The organism is Nocardioides speluncae, from assembly GCF_003121585.1.
In the GTDB taxonomy this organism is placed as follows: Bacteria; Actinomycetota; Actinomycetes; order Propionibacteriales; family Nocardioidaceae; genus Nocardioides; species Nocardioides speluncae.
This window is the reverse complement of the sequence record NZ_QEOO01000020.1, coordinates 48,051-63,556: the sequence shown is the minus strand read 5'-3', so window position 1 is coordinate 63,556 and position 15,506 is coordinate 48,051. Positions and strand designations below refer to the sequence as shown.

11 protein-coding genes and 1 pseudogene are annotated in these 15,506 nt (G+C 70.8%); 4 read left to right on the top strand and 8 right to left on the bottom strand.

The window, feature by feature from the left end:
• Nucleotides 1-180 precede the first annotated feature (180 nt).
• Nucleotides 181-720 (bottom strand): GNAT family N-acetyltransferase, encoded by a 540-nt coding sequence (locus DDV73_RS12000; protein ID WP_109507487.1) that lies wholly within the window; start codon nucleotides 718-720, stop codon nucleotides 181-183.
• Nucleotides 721-894: 174 nt separating this feature from the next.
• On the opposite strand from DDV73_RS12000, the gene DDV73_RS11995 reads away from it, so the two are divergent.
• Nucleotides 895-4,215, top strand: coding sequence for a M28 family peptidase (locus tag DDV73_RS11995; RefSeq protein WP_109507486.1), 3,321 nt, complete (start codon nucleotides 895-897; stop codon nucleotides 4,213-4,215).
• 78 nt (nucleotides 4,216-4,293) lie between these two features.
• Here DDV73_RS11995 and DDV73_RS29715 read toward each other — a convergent pair whose 3' ends face one another.
• The gene (locus tag DDV73_RS29715; protein ID WP_420818474.1) at nucleotides 4,294-5,022 is read right to left on the bottom strand and encodes an ATP-binding cassette domain-containing protein; all 729 of its coding nucleotides are present in this window, start codon (nucleotides 5,020-5,022) and stop codon (nucleotides 4,294-4,296) included.
• 366 nt (nucleotides 5,023-5,388) lie between these two features.
• Nucleotides 5,389-5,883: pseudogene (locus DDV73_RS29710) on the bottom strand (ATP-binding cassette domain-containing protein); the annotation flags it as partial.
• A gap of 189 nt (nucleotides 5,884-6,072) precedes the next feature.
• Between DDV73_RS29710 and DDV73_RS11985 the strand changes: the two are divergent.
• Entirely contained in the window at nucleotides 6,073-8,043 is a 1,971-nt protein-coding gene (locus DDV73_RS11985; RefSeq protein ID WP_154402741.1) for a hypothetical protein, read from the top strand.
• Between the two features lie 26 nt (nucleotides 8,044-8,069).
• On the opposite strand, the gene DDV73_RS11980 is transcribed toward DDV73_RS11985, so the two are convergent.
• Complete coding sequence (locus DDV73_RS11980) at nucleotides 8,070-9,623, bottom strand: multicopper oxidase family protein (protein WP_109507483.1); 1,554 nt, start codon at nucleotides 9,621-9,623, stop codon at nucleotides 8,070-8,072.
• Complete coding sequence (locus DDV73_RS11975; RefSeq protein ID WP_109507482.1) at nucleotides 9,620-10,060, bottom strand: hypothetical protein; 441 nt, start codon at nucleotides 10,058-10,060, stop codon at nucleotides 9,620-9,622. The genes DDV73_RS11980 and DDV73_RS11975 overlap by 4 nt, the downstream gene beginning before the upstream one ends.
• 233 nt (nucleotides 10,061-10,293) lie before the next feature.
• Here DDV73_RS11975 and serA point away from each other — a divergent pair, with 233 nt between their 5' ends.
• Nucleotides 10,294-11,880 carry a phosphoglycerate dehydrogenase gene (gene serA, locus DDV73_RS11970; protein WP_109507481.1) on the top strand — a complete coding sequence of 529 codons (1,587 nt, stop codon included), beginning with the start codon at nucleotides 10,294-10,296 and terminating at the stop codon, nucleotides 11,878-11,880.
• Between the two features lie 57 nt (nucleotides 11,881-11,937).
• Here serA and DDV73_RS27930 read toward each other — a convergent pair whose 3' ends face one another.
• The 3 genes from DDV73_RS27930 to yczR are packed head-to-tail and all read right to left on the bottom strand — an operon-like array spanning nucleotide 11,938 to nucleotide 14,704.
• Nucleotides 11,938-12,075: a hypothetical protein gene (locus DDV73_RS27930; protein WP_154402740.1), complete on the bottom strand. Its 138-nt coding sequence runs from the start codon at nucleotides 12,073-12,075 to the stop codon at nucleotides 11,938-11,940.
• A gap of 36 nt (nucleotides 12,076-12,111) precedes the next feature.
• Nucleotides 12,112-13,272 (bottom strand): zinc-binding dehydrogenase, encoded by a 1,161-nt coding sequence (locus DDV73_RS11965; RefSeq protein ID WP_109507480.1) that lies wholly within the window; start codon nucleotides 13,270-13,272, stop codon nucleotides 12,112-12,114.
• Nucleotides 13,273-13,276: 4 nt separating this feature from the next.
• On the bottom strand, nucleotides 13,277-14,704 hold the full coding sequence (gene yczR / locus DDV73_RS11960; RefSeq protein ID WP_109507479.1) for a MocR-like transcription factor YczR: 1,428 nt from the start codon (nucleotides 14,702-14,704) through the stop codon (nucleotides 13,277-13,279).
• A 62-nt stretch (nucleotides 14,705-14,766) separates the two neighbouring features.
• On the opposite strand from yczR, the gene yczE reads away from it, so the two are divergent.
• A complete protein-coding gene (gene yczE, locus DDV73_RS11955) occupies nucleotides 14,767-15,483 on the top strand; it encodes a membrane protein YczE (RefSeq protein WP_109507524.1) in 717 nt (238 codons plus the stop codon).
• The last annotated feature ends 23 nt before the right edge of the window (nucleotides 15,484-15,506 follow it).

Genomic DNA, 15,506 nt, shown 5'->3' with positions numbered 1-15,506 from the left:
CCAGTGGTTCGGGCCCCTACCCACCCCTGGGGATCGCCTCGGGGGCGACCCCGAGCCGGTAGTCCGGGACCCATTCCGAGCGGCGTCGGTGAAGTCCGCCGGCGTCAGGCTCGATAGTCCAGAACGGTTCGCATCATTCTGAAGTGAAAAGTGATGTCAAACGTTCTGGACTATCCGGAGCTAGCGGCCAGCCCACTCGTCGTAGGAGAGCAGGTAGTGGCGCATGGGTACGCCGTACCACCGCTCGGTGACGCCCTGGTCGCGCAGCCCGAGCTTGTGGCAGATCCGCTGGGAGGGCTCGTTGTCGGGATGGGTGACCGCATGGACCTCGCTCAGGCCGCCGGCCCAGGCGTGCTCGAGTACGGCGCGGCCGGCCTCGGTCGCATAGCCGTGCCCCCAGGAGTCGGGGTGCAGGTGCCAGCCGATCTCGCACTCGCCGGCGCCATTGGGTAGGGGCTGCAGCAGCACGGTGCCGGCCACGGTCCCGTCCCGCGGGCTGCCGTCGCGCACCTCCACCGCCCAGATCTCCTGCGGCGGGAGCAACGAGCGGAGCCGGTAGAACGCGATCCGGCTCACCGCCTGGTCGACCGACGACATCAGGTTGGGGGAGCCGTCGCCGAGCCAGCGCATCACCTCGACCCGGCTCTGCATGTCGTACAGCCGGGGCGCCTCCTCGTCGCGCCAGGGCCGGATCAGCAGGCGCTCGGTCTGGATCTCCATGCACCCATCCAACCGGCTCGCCGGTAGCCCCCATAACCCGCGGGCTATGCCCAGTTGGGATCTGCCCGCAAGCGGAACGCGGTGTCAGCCTCATCGGGCAGTTCCCCCGCCCTACCCCGCCGGACGTCCTCCCGCGTCCGGCGGGGGAAACCACCAGTGAAATGAGGAAGTCCCGTGAGTGCTTTGTTCAAAGCGCTGGCTGGCTCTGTCGTCAGTCTCGCGGTCGCCGGTACCACGGTGGTCGGTCTGACGTCGTCGTCATCATCGTCGGCCGGCCAGCCCACCCAGCCTCCTGACCCGGCCACAGCCGCGGCCAAGTCCGCCGACCGGCTGGTCGCGGCCGACCCCGCCGTACTCCGGGCCGGGCCTCACGACCGGTTCGTCCGGCAGCAGGTGACCTCGACCCCGTGGGACCTGCAGTACGTCTCCTACGAGCGGACCTACCGCGGGCTGCCCGTGGTCGGCGGCGACTTCGTCATCGTCACCGACGACGCCGGCAACGTGCTCGGCAGCACCGTCGCGCAGCGCAGCAAGGTCGACGTCGCCGTATTGCCCAGGATCGGCAAGCCGCGCGCCAAGTCGGAGGCAGTCGACGCGGTCGACGACGGCTCCGCCAAGGGCGCTCCGCGCCTGGTCGTGTACGCCGGCGGCAAGAAGCCGGTACTGGCGTGGGAGACCAAGGTCCTCGGCAAGGCGCACGGACACGACGGCCTGCAGAACGTGTACGTCGACGCGACGTCCGGCAAGTTCCTCGACTCGGTCGAGACGACCGCCTCCGGGACCGGCACTGGAATCTACAACGGCTCCGGCCTGACCATCGGCACCACCCAGTCCGGCGGCACGTACCGGATGGCCGACCCGGCCCGGCCCGGTCTGAACTGTCAGGACTACAGCACCAACCAGGTGCTGACCGGCAACGACGACACCTGGGGGAGTACGTCAGGCACCGACAAGGAGGCGGGCTGCGTCGACGTCTTGTACGCCGCCGCGGGCGAGTGGGACATGCTGAAGAACTGGTACGGCCGCGAGGGTCTGGACGGCCAGGGCAACTGGGCCGACGCCGAGGTCGGCCTCAATGACGAGAACGCGTGGTGGGACCACCCCAGCCACAACTCCGGCGGGGTCACCTTCGGCTACAACCGGGCGCGGAACTGGGTGACGGGCATCGACGTGGTGGGCCACGAGTACGGCCACGGCCTGGACGCGAACACGCCGGGCGGCATCTCCGGCCACCCGTCACAGGAGTCGGTCGCCGACATCTGGGGATCGCTCACCGAGCACTACCTCGACAACCCCAACGACGCGCCCGACTACGAGATCGGCGAGGAGATCAACCTCCAGGGCAACGGCCCGATCAGGTACATGTACGAGCCGGCCAAGATCTCCGGGCACCCCAACTGCTACTCGTCCAGCCTGCCGAGCTCGGTGCATGCCGCAGCGGGTCCGATGAACCACTGGTTCTACCTGCTCGCTGAGGGCACCAGCCCCGGCAACGGCAAGCCCAACAGCCCGACCTGCAACAACACCACGCTGACCGGGATCGGGCACCGCGAGGCCGGCAAGGTCTTCTACAACGCGATGCTCAGCAAGACCTCGGGGATGACCTACCCGAAGTGGCGGGTCAACACCCTCGCGGCCGCGAAGAACCTCGACAGCTCGTGCACGTTGCACGCCAAGGTGAAGGCGGCCTGGGCAGCGGTGAGCGTGCCGGCACAGTCGGGTGAGGCCAGCTGCACGGTCACCGGCAACGACTTCACGATGGCCCTCTCACCGACCTCCGGGTCGGTGGAGCCGGGCTCGTCCGCATCGACGACGGTGAGTACGACTGTCAGCAGCGGCTCCGCCCAGTCGGTGACCCTGCGTGCCAGCGGGCTGCCGTCCGGCGCGAGCGCGAGCTTCGACCCGGCCACCCTCCAGTCCGGCAACACCTCGCGGCTCACCGTGAGTACGGCGTCCAGCACCCCGGCCGGCTCGTACGACGTCACCGTCACCGCCGACGGTGCCGACGTCGACCGCACCGCCACCTTCCGGCTCACCGTCGGCGACGGCAGCGAGCCGCCGGCCGGCGTACCGGACATCGACGTGGAGAAGGTCAAGGCCCACGTCGCGGCGCTGCAGCAGGCGGCCGACCAGAACGGCGGTCACCGTCGGGCCGGCAGCGCGGGCTACACCGCGTCGGCGGCGTACATCGAGGACAAGCTGGAGGCTGCCGGCTACACCGTGACCCGGCAGCGGTGCACCAGCGGCTGCGTCTACCCCTCCGACAACGTGATCGCCGACTACCCGGGCGGTGACCCGAACCAGGTGATCATGCTCGGCGCCCACCTCGACGGCGTCAGCTCCGGGCCGGGTGCCAACGACAACGCGACCGGATCGGCGGCGATCCTCGAGGTCGCGCTCCGGCTGGCGCAGGACGACCCGGGCATGGCAAAGCACGTCAGGTTCGGCTGGTGGACCGACGAGGAGCAGGGCCTGAACGGCTCGGAGTTCTACGTCAACACGCTGACCTCGACCGAGCTGACCAAGATCAAGGCCTACCTGAACTTCGACATGGTGGGCTCGGTCAACGCCGGCTACTTCGTCAACAACATCACCTCCGACACCGGCAAGGTGCTCAAGGCCTTCTACGACGGCCTCAACCTCCAGCCCGAGGAGAACACCGAGGGGGCCGGTCGCTCGGACGACAAGTCGTTCAAGGACGCCGGTGTCCCGACCAGCGGTGTCGCGGCGGGCGCCAGCAACCGCAAGACCAGCGCCCAGGCCCAGAAGTGGGGCGGCACCGCGGGGTCGGCGTACGACCCCTGCTACCACGCGGCCTGCGACAAGTACCCGGCCAACGTCTCGGCGACGGTGCTCGACCGCAGCGCCGACGCCGCGGCGTACGGGCTGTGGACCCTGGCCGTCGGCGGCGAGCCGAGCGAGAACGACTTCTCGCTCTCGGCCAGCCCGGCGTCGGGGACCGTCCAGCCCGGCAGCTCGGTCCAGACCACCGTCGGGACCGAGACCACGTCCGGCGCCGCACAGAGCGTCCGGCTCTCGGCCTCGGGACTGCCCAGCGGCGCCACCGCCACCTTCGACCCGACGTCGGTCACCACCGGCAGCTCGTCGAGGCTCACCATCGCGACCTCGGCCAGCACCCCGGCCGGCTCGTACTCGGTGACGGTGACCGGCGCGGGCGAGGTCAGCCGCAGCACGACGTACACCCTCACGGTGAGCGGCACCTCGTCGGGCACGGTGACCGTGCAGAACCCCGGCAACCAGTTCGGGTTCGTCGGCTTCCAGACGTTCCCGCTGCAGATGCGGGCGACGTCCAGCTCCGGAAGCCCGGTCACCTTCAGCGCCACCGGTCTGCCTCCCGGCCTCTCGATCAGTGCGTCCGGCGCGATCAGCGGTACGCCCACCACCGCCGGCACCTACTCGGTGACGGTGACCGGTGTCGACGGCACGGGCGCGCGGGGCAGCACGACCTTCAGCTGGGCCGTGCACGGCTGGTGACGACCGTGACCGGCGACTGAAAGGGGGTTGGCAAGGGGTCGGGTCCCGGGAGGCAGGCGCCTCCCGGGACCCTCTTGCTCAGTTCACGACCACTGTCCGGTCGATCCCGAGCTCGTCGAGGAACGCCTGGTCGTGGCTGGCGACCAGCAGCGCTCCGTCGTACGCCGCGAGCGCGCTGACCAGCTGCCGCTGGCTCGCCAGGTCGAGGTGGTTGGTCGGCTCGTCCAGCACCAACAGCTGCGGGGTCGGCTCGGCCAGCAGCAGGCAGGCCAGCGACGCCCGGAACAGCTCACCGCCCGACAGCGTCGCGACCGGCCGGTCCGCGGCGGCCCCGCGGAACAGGAACCGCGCCAGCCGGCCGCGCACTTCGGATCGCTCCGCGCTCGGGGCGTACGCCGCGGCGTTCTCGGCGACCGTCAGGCTCGGGTCGAGTACGTCGAGGCGCTGGGGGAGCAGCCGCGCCGGGACGTGCAGGTCGACCCGGCCCGACCGCGGCTCCACGCGGCCGAGAGCAGTGTGCAGCAGCGTGGTCTTGCCGGCCCCGTTCGGCCCGGTGACCGCGATCCGCTCGGGTCCGCGGACCTCCACGTCGACCCGGGCGCCGTTGCGGAGCACCACCTCGGACAGCGTCAGCACCTCCCGGCCGCGCGGCACGGCGGAGCCGGGCAGGTCGACCCGGATCACGTCGTCCGGGCGGAGCTGGTCCTCCGCCTCGGTCAGCCGGTCCCGGGCATCCTCGAGCCGCGACTCGTGGGTCCCGCGCAGCTTCGCCGCGGAGACCTCCGCGGCGCGCTTGCGCAGCTTCATCACCGCCCGTGGCTCGCGCTTGTTGTCGTACATCTTCTGCGCGTAGCGCTTCCGCCGAGCGAGGACGACATGCGCCTCGACCAGGTCGTTGCGCTGTCGGCGGACGTCGGAGCGGGCCGCGGTGACCGCATGCTCGGCCGCCGTCTGCTCGGCCTCGACCGCCTCGGCGTACGCCGTCCAGCCGCCGCCGTACCAGCTGGCGATGCGGGCGCCGGTGCGCCCCGGCTCCGGGCGCAGCTCGGCGATCCGGTCGACGTGCTCGAGCAGCTCGCGGTCGTGGCTGACCAGGACCAACGTGCCGCGGTAGCCGGCCACGACGTCGTACAGGCGCTCGCGGGCCGGCCGGTCCAGGTTGTTGGTGGGCTCGTCGAGCAGCAGTACGTCGGGCCGGTCCAGCAGCAGCCCCGCGAGCGCCAGCCCGGTGGTCTCGCCGCCGGAGAGCTCGCCCAGCCGGCGGTCGAGCACGCTGCCGGGCAGCCCGAGCCGCTCGAGGGTCGCGACCGCGCGCTCCTCGACGTCCCAGTCGTCGCCGATCACGTCGTACAGGTCGGGGTCGGTCGCGCCGGCCTCGATCGCGTGCAGTGCGCGGCGCGCGCGGGCGATGCCGAGGTGCTCGTCGACCCGGTCCTCGGGCCGTAGCAGCAGGTCCTGCCGGAGCAGCCGGACCCGCCCGGGCACGGTGACCGTGCCGCGATGCGGGGTCAGCTCGCCGGTCATCAGCCGCAGCAGCGTGGACTTGCCGATGCCGTTGCTGCCGACCAGCCCAGTGCGGCCGGACGGCACCAGCAGGTCGAGCCCGTCGAGGACGGGGTCGCCGTCGGGCCAGTTGAAATGAACATCGTTGAACGAGATAGCAGACATGAGGGCTCCCGGAAATGGGGTGGCGGAATGGGCACGCGGCACTCAGTCACAGGAACACGGAGCCAGAGTACGGCGCGGCCCACAAGCGCTGCATCTGCTTTTTCGCGGACGCACCGTCGCGCCACGTGTTAGGTTCTCGCGTTCGATCACGGGTGATGTCTGACGTGCTGAGCGCGTCGAGGGGGAGTAATGCGAGTTTCGTCTGTTGCTGCGCTGTGTGTGCTGGGCCTGATCCCGACGTTGACACCGCAGCAGGCCCAGGCCGCAGTGCCGACGCGGGTGGGATCCGGCTACGTCATCGATCTGGCCACCAACCCCGCGGGTGACGAGGCCATGCTGATGTACCTCGACAACCACCTCAACATGGGCGTATCGACGCGCCATGACGGCGGATCATGGTCCACACCGCACCCCCTCGGGCAGGTGCGCGCGGGGCTCGACATTGGAGCCGACGGTGTGGCCACTGTGGCGTACGGCACCGACGAGGGTGTCTCGGTCGTGACCGGCTCCGGCGCGACCTGGTCTGAGCCGATCTCTATCGACCCCACGGGATCGAACGTCCATGCTTGTCCTGACGTTGATGTGAACGCAGACGGTGCTGCGGTCATCGCCTATCCGGCGGGCTCGGATGCGACGGCACGGGCGGTATACCGATCCGCGGCCGGAGTCTGGAGCGCTCCCAAGGTGTGGAGCAAGGAGCCGGACGGTACGACGTTGAGCGGCGGACTGGAAGCCGTGCTGGACGAGAGCGGCCGGGCCACCGTGGTCTGGGGGCAGAACAAGTTCGGCAACGAGTCTCTGGCGACGGCTACAGCAGACAGCACTGGTGCCTTCTCTGACGCCAGCGCTTGGCCCGTCGGCAGCTCCGAGTTCGAATTGGGGGCCAACGACAACGGGCAGGTTGCCCTCACCTGGCCCGAGCCCGGTACGGAGTCCACCCCGGGTGCGGTCGCGGTCAGGGTCAAGCAACCGGGACAGCCGTTCGGCGAGACCGAGACGGTCGCACTCGCCGGGGAGAGTGGCCGGATCGGCCAACCGATCCTCTCGGTCGGCCCGAGCTCGGTCGCGGTCGGCTGGACGGTCTACGAGGAGCGTCCGGACGGACCCGAGGCCCAATGGCTCAGGATTCGCACACGCGGGCTCGCGTCGGGCGCGTGGAGCTCGACTGCCGGTGTGGCATCCATGCCCACGCCGCAATGGGGCCAGGTCCTCGACAACCAGCGCCTCGTCCCGGGACCGAACGGGACGTTCCTGACGACCTGGGTCGAGGGCGACCAGGGAACGCCGCTCCTGCGGGCCCGCCGGATCCTCACCGCCGGCCAGCTAGCGCTCCAGCCAGCTTTCACCGTTCACGCGTCGAATGAACGCCTGGCCTACTCCGACGGTCTCTTCGACACTCCCTACGCACTGGCAGGATCGGCCGGCCCAGGCGGCGCGACCCTTGCCTGGTCGAACTTCGACTTCGGTCCCACTGGACCCGAGGACTTCGTGTTCACCCAGGTGATCGACGGCGTGGGCCCGACGAGCCGGATCGCGGCCCCTAACGCCGTACGGCTGCTCCCGAAGCGATCGATCCCGGTCACTTGGACAGGCACAGACAGCCTTTCCGGAGTGGCGTCCTATGACGTCAACGTCCGGATCGCGCCCGTGGATGGCGCCTTCGCGGCCGCCAAGCCGTGGCTGAACCGGACCACCTCGAAGAGCAAGACCTATGCAGGCCTACGGGGCCGCACCTATTGCTTCCAGGTCCGGGCGCGGGACCGGCACGAGAACCTCGGCGCTGGTTCGCCGGAGAAGTGTGACGCCGTACCGCTGGATGACCGTGACCTCACGCGCAGCAGCGGCTGGACGCCGACGTCAGTGTCCGGTGCTTACGAGCGGACCGCCCTCACGGCGATCCGAAAGGGCGCCTCGCTCAAGCGCGTCGTCCTCGCCAAGCGGATCACGCTGGACGCCTGGGCGGGCAAGGGCCGAGGCACGGTCGAGGTTTGGTTGGGCAGCAAGCGGCTCGGACGGGTCTCGCTTGAGGCAAACCGCACGACGCGGCGACACCTGACCTTCGCGGTCGCCAGCGTTGCCAGGAGGCAGACGCTGAAGGTGGTCGTGGTGAGCTCCGGCAAGCCGGTTCGAATCGATGCGGTTGGAGCCAGCGCCCGCTGACCCGTCAACGTGCTGGTGGCGCGGCGTCAGACCGTCTCGAAGGCCGCCATCATCATCCGGTCCTCGTGCTCGAGGTTGTGGCAGTGCAGGACGTAGCGGCCGCGGTGCTGGGTGAAGCGGACGGCGACCTCGACCTCCTCGCCGGGCCGGACGTCGACGGTGTCCTTCCACCCGTGGTCGAAATCGCCAAGCTCCTTGCCGTGCCGCGACAGCACCTGGAACGGGTCGAGGTGCACGTGGACCGGGTGGAACATGTCGGAGCGGAACCGCCAGATCTCGACCTCGCCGAGCGGGACGCGAGCCTGGGGCTCCTCCGGGTCGAACAGCTTGTTGTTGACCGTCCACGCGTCGCCCGACGAATCGCTGGACGGGTCGCCCTTGCCGAACTTCCACAGCCGGCGCCGGGCGCCGGAGGTGTCGAGCGGCTCGATGGTGCTGAGCCGGCCGAGCTTGTCGGTGGGTGCGCTGTCGTCGGTGGCCTTGCGGGCCACCACGAACCGCATGATCTGGGCGGTCGAGCCGCTGCCGATCCGGTTGACCATCGTGACCTCCTGACCGACGTCGTACGACGAGAAGTCGACGACCACATCGAAGCGCTCCGCCTGCGCGACCACCAGATGGTCGTGGCCGATCGGCTTCTCCAGCAGGCCGCCGTCCGAGCCGACCTGGACGAAGGTCCGCCGCGGCGGTGCCGGGTCCAGCGCGAGGTCGAGGCGGCGGGCGTTGCAGCCGTTAAGGATGCGGAACCGGTAGCGGGCGGCGTCGACCTCGAGCACCGGCCACGGCGCCCCGTTGACCAGGATCACGTCGCCGAGCACGCCCTCGACGTGGCCGTCGTCGGCGCCGAACTGCGGGTCCCGGCTGTTGCTACCGCCGCCGTGGTGGCCGCTGTGGTCGCCGTGGTCGGCGTACCGCCCGGGGACGGCGGCGGGGTAGGCGAACTGGCCGTGCTCGTCGAAGGACCGGTCCACGATCACCAGCGGGATCTCGCGCTCGTCCTTGGGCAGCGGCAGCGCGTCGTCCTCGTCGTCGCGAATCAGGTGGACGCCGACCAGGCCGCGGTAGACCTGCTCGCCGGTGAAGTCCATCCGGTGGTCGTGGTACCAGAGCGTGCTGGCCCGCTGCGTCATCGGATAGGTGTAGCTGCGGTCGGCGCCGGGCTCGACCAGGTCGGTCGGGAAGCCGTCGCTGTCGCTCGGCGTGTGCCCGCCGTGCAGGTGGACGACCGACGGCACCGGCATCGCGTTGCGGTGCTTGATCGTGGCGGGGCGGCCGGTCCGAGTCTCCAGCAGCGGACCCGGGAAGGTGCCGCCGTAGGTCAGCGCCGTGGTGCGCACCCCGGGCAGGATCTCGAGCTCGACCTCGCGCTGCACGATCTCAAACACGTCGCCGGCCGCGCTTGTGGAGGCCGGGCGCAGCGGCTGCGGGACCGGCAGCGGCACCTGGAACCGCTTCGGCAGCTCCAACCCGCTCTTCACCAGCTCGCCAGTCTGGCTCGGCGACCAGTCCGAGCAGCCGGACACCGCCAGCCCGGTCGCGCCGGCGGCGCCGGCCAGCAGCGCGCGTCGCGAGAGCCTCACTGGGCCACGCCCTGGCTGGTGGGGACAGGCGGTACGGCGGGCGCCTTGCGACGTCGTACCAGGTAGGTACGGCGGAGCCGGGCGCCCGGCAGCCAGGCCCAGATCGCTAGCCAGACCATCACCGCCACCAGGGCGACGCCGAGCGGGATGTGCAGGGCGAGGTTGCGAGTGCTCCCGACCGCGATCTGCATGATCACCGCGACGAGCAGCAGCACGTGCAGCCCGACCGGCCACAGCCGGGAGCCAGCGGCGCCATGGGCGACGACGGCGAGCAGCGCCAGCGCAGTGACCAGGAACATGCTGCCGCCGACGCCGGAATGCACGGTCAACGCGTCGTAGTTGCCGGACATGAAGCTCCCGGCGAGCACAGGCTGGACGGCGGCCATCAGGCCTTGGAAAAGCAGCACCAGGCGGACGAACCAGATCGTGATCGACAACGCGAGCGTCCTTCCGTGGGGGGCTAGGTGTAGACAGGCTACACAGTCAAGCGTAGACAGGCTACACATAGGCCAAGCGGGCCGTCTTGCGGGTGGTGGCCAAGGCGGGCAATCCACACCAGTCGGGTACAGTTGCGCGCGGGCACAGCGTCGTGCACGGATCGCCGCGACCACCTGATTCGGTTGGCCGGTCCGGACCCCTCACCCGACTCGCACCCAAGAGGAATGCTGCTGTGAGCAAGCCCGTCGTACTCATCGCCGAAGAGCTGAGCCCCGCCACTGTCGAGGCGCTCGGCCCGGACTTCGAGATCCGCAACTGCAACGGCGCCGACCGAGCCGAGCTGCTGCCCGCCATCGCCGACGTGGACGCGATCCTGGTCCGCTCGGCCACCAAGGTCGACGCCGAGGCTCTGGCCGCCGCCAAGCAGCTCAAGGTGATCGCCCGCGCCGGCGTCGGCCTGGACAACGTCGACGTCAAGGCCGCCACCCAGAGCGGCGTCATGGTCGTCAACGCCCCGACCTCCAACATCGTCTCCGCCGCCGAGCTCGCAGTCGCGCTGATGCTCGCCGCCGCGCGGCACGTGAGCCCGGCTCATGCCGCGCTCAAGAACGGCGAGTGGAAGCGCTCGAAGTACACCGGCATCGAGCTCTACGAGAAGACCGTCGGCATCGTCGGCCTGGGCCGGATCGGCGTCCTGGTCGCGCAGCGGCTGAGCGCCTTCGGCATGAAGGTGATCGCCTACGACCCGTACGTCCAGGCCGGCCGCGCAGCGCAGATGGGGGTCCGCCTCGTTGACCTCGACACGCTGCTCGCCGAGTCCGACTTCATGTCGGTCCACCTGCCGAAGACCCCGGAGACCGTCGGCCTGATCGGCGCCGACGAGCTCGCCAAGGCCAAGCACGAGCTGGTCCTGGTCAACGCCGCGCGCGGCGGCATCGTCGACGAGGGCGCGCTGTACGACGCGCTCAAGACCGGCCGGATCGCCGGCGCCGGGCTGGATGTCTTCGCGAGCGAGCCGTGCACCGACAGCCCGCTGTTCGAGCTGGAGAACGTCGTCGCCACCCCGCACCTCGGCGCGTCCACCGACGAGGCCCAGGAGAAGGCCGGCATCGCGGTGGCCAGGTCGGTGCGGCTCGCGCTGTCCGGCGAGCTGGTCCCGGATGCGGTCAATGTCCAGGGCGGCGTGATCGCCGAGGACGTCCGCCCGGGCATCCCGCTCACCGAGAAGCTGGGCCGGATCTTCACCGCGCTGGCCGGCGAGGTCGCCCAGCAGCTCGACGTCGAGGTGCGCGGCGAGATCACCGAGTTCGACGTGAAGGTGCTGGAGCTGGCGGCGCTCAAGGGCGTGTTCTCCGACATCGTCGAGAACCAGGTCTCCTACGTGAATGCGCCGCTGCTCGCAGCCGAGCGCGGTACCGCCGTACGCCTGGTCGCCGACCCGGAGAGCCCCGACCACCGCAACCTGATCACGATCCGTGGCACCCTCGCAGACGGCGCCCAGCTGTCGGTGAGCGGCACCCTGATCGGGATCCACCAGAAGGAGCGGATCGTCGAGGTCAACGGCTTCGACGTGGATCTGGAGCCCACCGAGCACCTCGCGTTCCTTCGCTACGAGGACAAGCCCGGCATGGTCGGCACCGTCGGCGGCATCCTCGGCGAGGCCAAGGTCAACATCGCCGGCATGCAGGTCGCCCGTGACGCCAAGGGCGGCCAGGCCCTGGTCGCCCTCTCCGTCGACAGCGCCGTACCTGCCGAGGTGCTCGAGCAGATCCGTACCTCGATCGACGCCTCCTCGGTCCGCGCCGTCGACCTCACCTGAAACGCGCCGCCCGGATAGTCCAGGCCGTTTGACATCACATTTTCGCGGATAGTGATGTCAAACGTTCTGGACTATCCCGATCCCGCGGCCGTTGGGGGAGTACGACGGCGGCCACACCCGCGGTTGCGCGGCGTACGACGAAGCCAGGGCGGCCATGACCCGGCTGCTGACGGGATAGTCCAGAACGTTTGACATCACATTCTCGCGAAAAGTGATGTCAAACGTTCTGGACTATCCGGGCATGGCCGCAGATGAGGCGGGGTCGACCAGGATCTTGGCGTGCTGCTCGGGGTTGCCGAGGGCGGTGAAGGCGGCGTCGATGCCGGGGAGGCCGACCTGGCCGGTGATCAGTGGTGCCGGGTCGACCTTGCCGTCGGCGAGCAGGTGCAGCGCGTCGCGGAAGTCGAGCGGGGTGTAGCCGATCACGAACCGCAGGTCGATCTCCTTGTTGATCGCCATCGCGGGCCGGAACTGGTCGGGACTCATGCACACCCCGACCACCACGACGCGAGAGGCGAGCGGCGCGGTCGTGATGACCTGGTCGATGATGCCGGGCACGCCGACGCACTCGAACACGACCGGGCTCTTCGGCTGTGCGGCGCCCACCTTCTCGGCGGCTCGATAGGCGCGCCACCAGTGCGGCACCCGGGTCAGCCTGTCCATCGCGTCGACGGCGTAGTCCAGCAGCTGCGAGGCCTGCGTGAGGTGGCCGTGGTCGGCGGCCGAGGCGAACGGCTGCTCGGTCGCCGGGTCGACCACGACGTCCGCGCCGCAGGTGCGGGCCAGCTCCCGGCGGGCGGGGGACAGGTCGCTCGCGATCACGGTGCGTACGCCGTGTGCCTTGAGCATGCCGATCACGGCCAGCCCGACCGGACCGCAGCCGATCACGACCGCGACCCGGCGCCGGCCCACCTGGCCGCGGCGTACGGCGTGCAGCGCGACCGCCATCGGCTCGGTCAGGGCGGCGTGCTCGAGGGACAGCCCGTTCGGAACCGCGAAGGTCAGCGACTCCTGCGTCAGCACCTGCTCGGCGAAGGCGCCCGGCGCCTGCGCGGAGAGCCCGGTCGGGTGCACGCTCTTGCCACGCCGCAGCAGCGGCATCGCGACCACCGGCGTGCCGGGCTTCAGCCGCGCTCGGCTCGACGGCCCGTAGTCGATCACCTCGCCGCTGAACTCGTGGCCGAGCACCACCGTCTGGTCGGAGCGCATCGCGGCGTCGTACCCGGCCTCGGCGGTGACGTCGGCCAGCTCGTCCGCGTGGTGGCGAGCGTGCAGGTCCGAGCCGCAGATGCCGGCCCGGGCCACCCGCAGCAGCGCCTGGCCGCGCTCGGGCACCGGCTCAGGTACGTCGGCGAGCTCCAGCTGGGCGTGAGTGCAGGTGATCGCCTTCATGGGGTCAGGCTACGGTCAGCCGCCGGCTCGCCGGCGCGTCGGGCGAGTCCTGGGCGGCGGTCCAGGCCTCGGCGAGCCGGGCGACCCCGTCGGCCAGCTCGTCGGCCGGCCGGGTCCAGGGGATCCGCACGAACCGGCCCAGCCCGCCGTCCACCGAGAACACCGGCCCGGGCGCGACCGCGACCCCGCGGCGCTCGGCCTCCAGCACCACGGTCGAGGCAAGCGGCGCGGGAAGCTCGCACCACAGCGCCAGCCCACCTCCGGGCAGGCGGAACCGCCACTCGGGCAGCAGCTCGCGCATCGCCGTGACGAGCCGGTCCCGTTGCTCACGCAGCCGGGCCCGCTGCGCGGCGAGGATCGCCTCGCGCTCGCGGAGCAGGTGCACCAGCACCAGCTGCTCGAGCACCGGCGCGCCGAGGTCGAGGGTCACCCGGCCGCTCAGCAGCGACTCGACCCGGGCCCGCGGCGCCCGGATCCAGCCGATCCGCAGCCCACCCCAGAACGCCTTGCTCGCGCTGCCGAGGCTGATCGTGTCCGGCGCGTACGCCGCGAACGGGCGGGGCATCGGCTGGCCCTCCAGGGCCAGCATCTGGTGCGCCTCGTCGACCACCGCGAGCGTGTGCGAGGCGGTCAACACAGCGGCGTACTGCTCGCGCTGGGCGTCGGTCATCAGGTGCCCGGTCGGGTTCTGGAAGTCCGCGACCAGGTAGGCCAGTCGCGGCGCCGCCTGGCGCACGGTCGCCGCGACCGCGGCGAGGTCCCAGCCCTCCGGGTCGACCGGCACGCCCACCAGCCGGGCGCCCTGCCGGCCGAGGGCGGCAGTGGCGTTGGGGTAGACCGGGTTCTCGACCACGATCCGGTCGCCCGGCCGGGTCTGCGACTGGGCGACGATCGCGGCCGCGGACAGCGAGCCGGCCGTCACCATGATCTGGTCCGGGTCGGTGGCCAGTCCGCGCTCGTCGTACGTCGTCGCGATCGCCTGCTGGAGCACGGGCAGGCCGGCCGGGTAGTAGCCGTGGTCGGTGAGGTAGCGCGGCAGCTCGGCGAGCGCCGCGTCGTACGCGGCCGCGAGGCCGGGCGGCGCGATGGGCGCGGCGCAGCTGAGGTTGATGACGTCCTCGCCGGTGTGCGGGTTGAGGGCGCGGTCGGCGATCGCGCCGCGGCCGCCGGGGACCCGGGTGAACGTGCCCGACCCGCGCCGCGCCTCGGCGTACCCGCGCTCCTGGAGCTCGGCGTACGCGCGGGTGGCGGTGGTCCGGCTCACCTCGAGGGCGACGGCGAGCTCCCGCTCGCTGGGCAGTCGCGACCCGGTCGTGATCCGGCCGTCGCGGACCAGCAGCCGGAGCGCGTCGGCCAGGCCGAGATAGGAGGGGGAGCGGTCGAAGTCGCCGACCAGGGTGGCTACCCGGGACGCGCTGAGTACCTCACTCATGCAGGCCACTGTTTCATGATTGGCTATTTATGAGAAGGCCAATCGCTGGAAAGATGGTGCACATGGCTGCCACCACCACCACGCCCCGGATCGCGCTCGCCGACCTCGGACCTGTCGACCAGCTCCGTGCCGGCCGGCTCGGCCGCCGGCTGCCGCAGCTGTTCATCGGCCTCGCGCTGTACGGCGTCAGCCTGGCGCTGATGGTGCGCGGCGACCTCGGGCTCGCGCCCTGGGACGTGCTGCACTCCGGCGTGATCCGCTACGTGCCGATCACCCTCGGCCAGGCCGTGGTGGTGATGAGCTTCGTGGTCCTGCTGTTCTGGATCCCGCTGCGGGAGAAGCCGGGGATCGGCACCCTGGCCAACGCGCTCGTCGTGGGCTTCGCGGCCGACGGCACGCTGGCCCTGCTCGACCGGCCCGATCAGCTCTGGGCGCGGGTTCTGCTGCTGGCCTCCGGTGTCCTCCTGTGCGGGCTGGCCACCGGCCTCTACATCGGCTCCCAGTTCGGCCGCGGTCCCCGCGACGGGCTGATGACCGGCCTGGCGCGGCGTACCGGCTGGTCGCTGCGGCTGGTCCGCACCGGCCTCGAGGTGGCCGTGGTCGTGATCGGGTTCGCACTGGGCGGAGTGGTCGGCCTCGGAACTGTCATCTTCGCGCTCGCGATCGGACCGCTCGCCCAGCTGATGCTGCCGTGGTGCCTGGTCGACATCGCCGAGCCTGTGAAGGCTCACAGCCAACCGCAGCCGGATCCGGCTAATTGCACCAACCAGGGCGGCTGACGTAGCCGCCGGTAACAGTGACC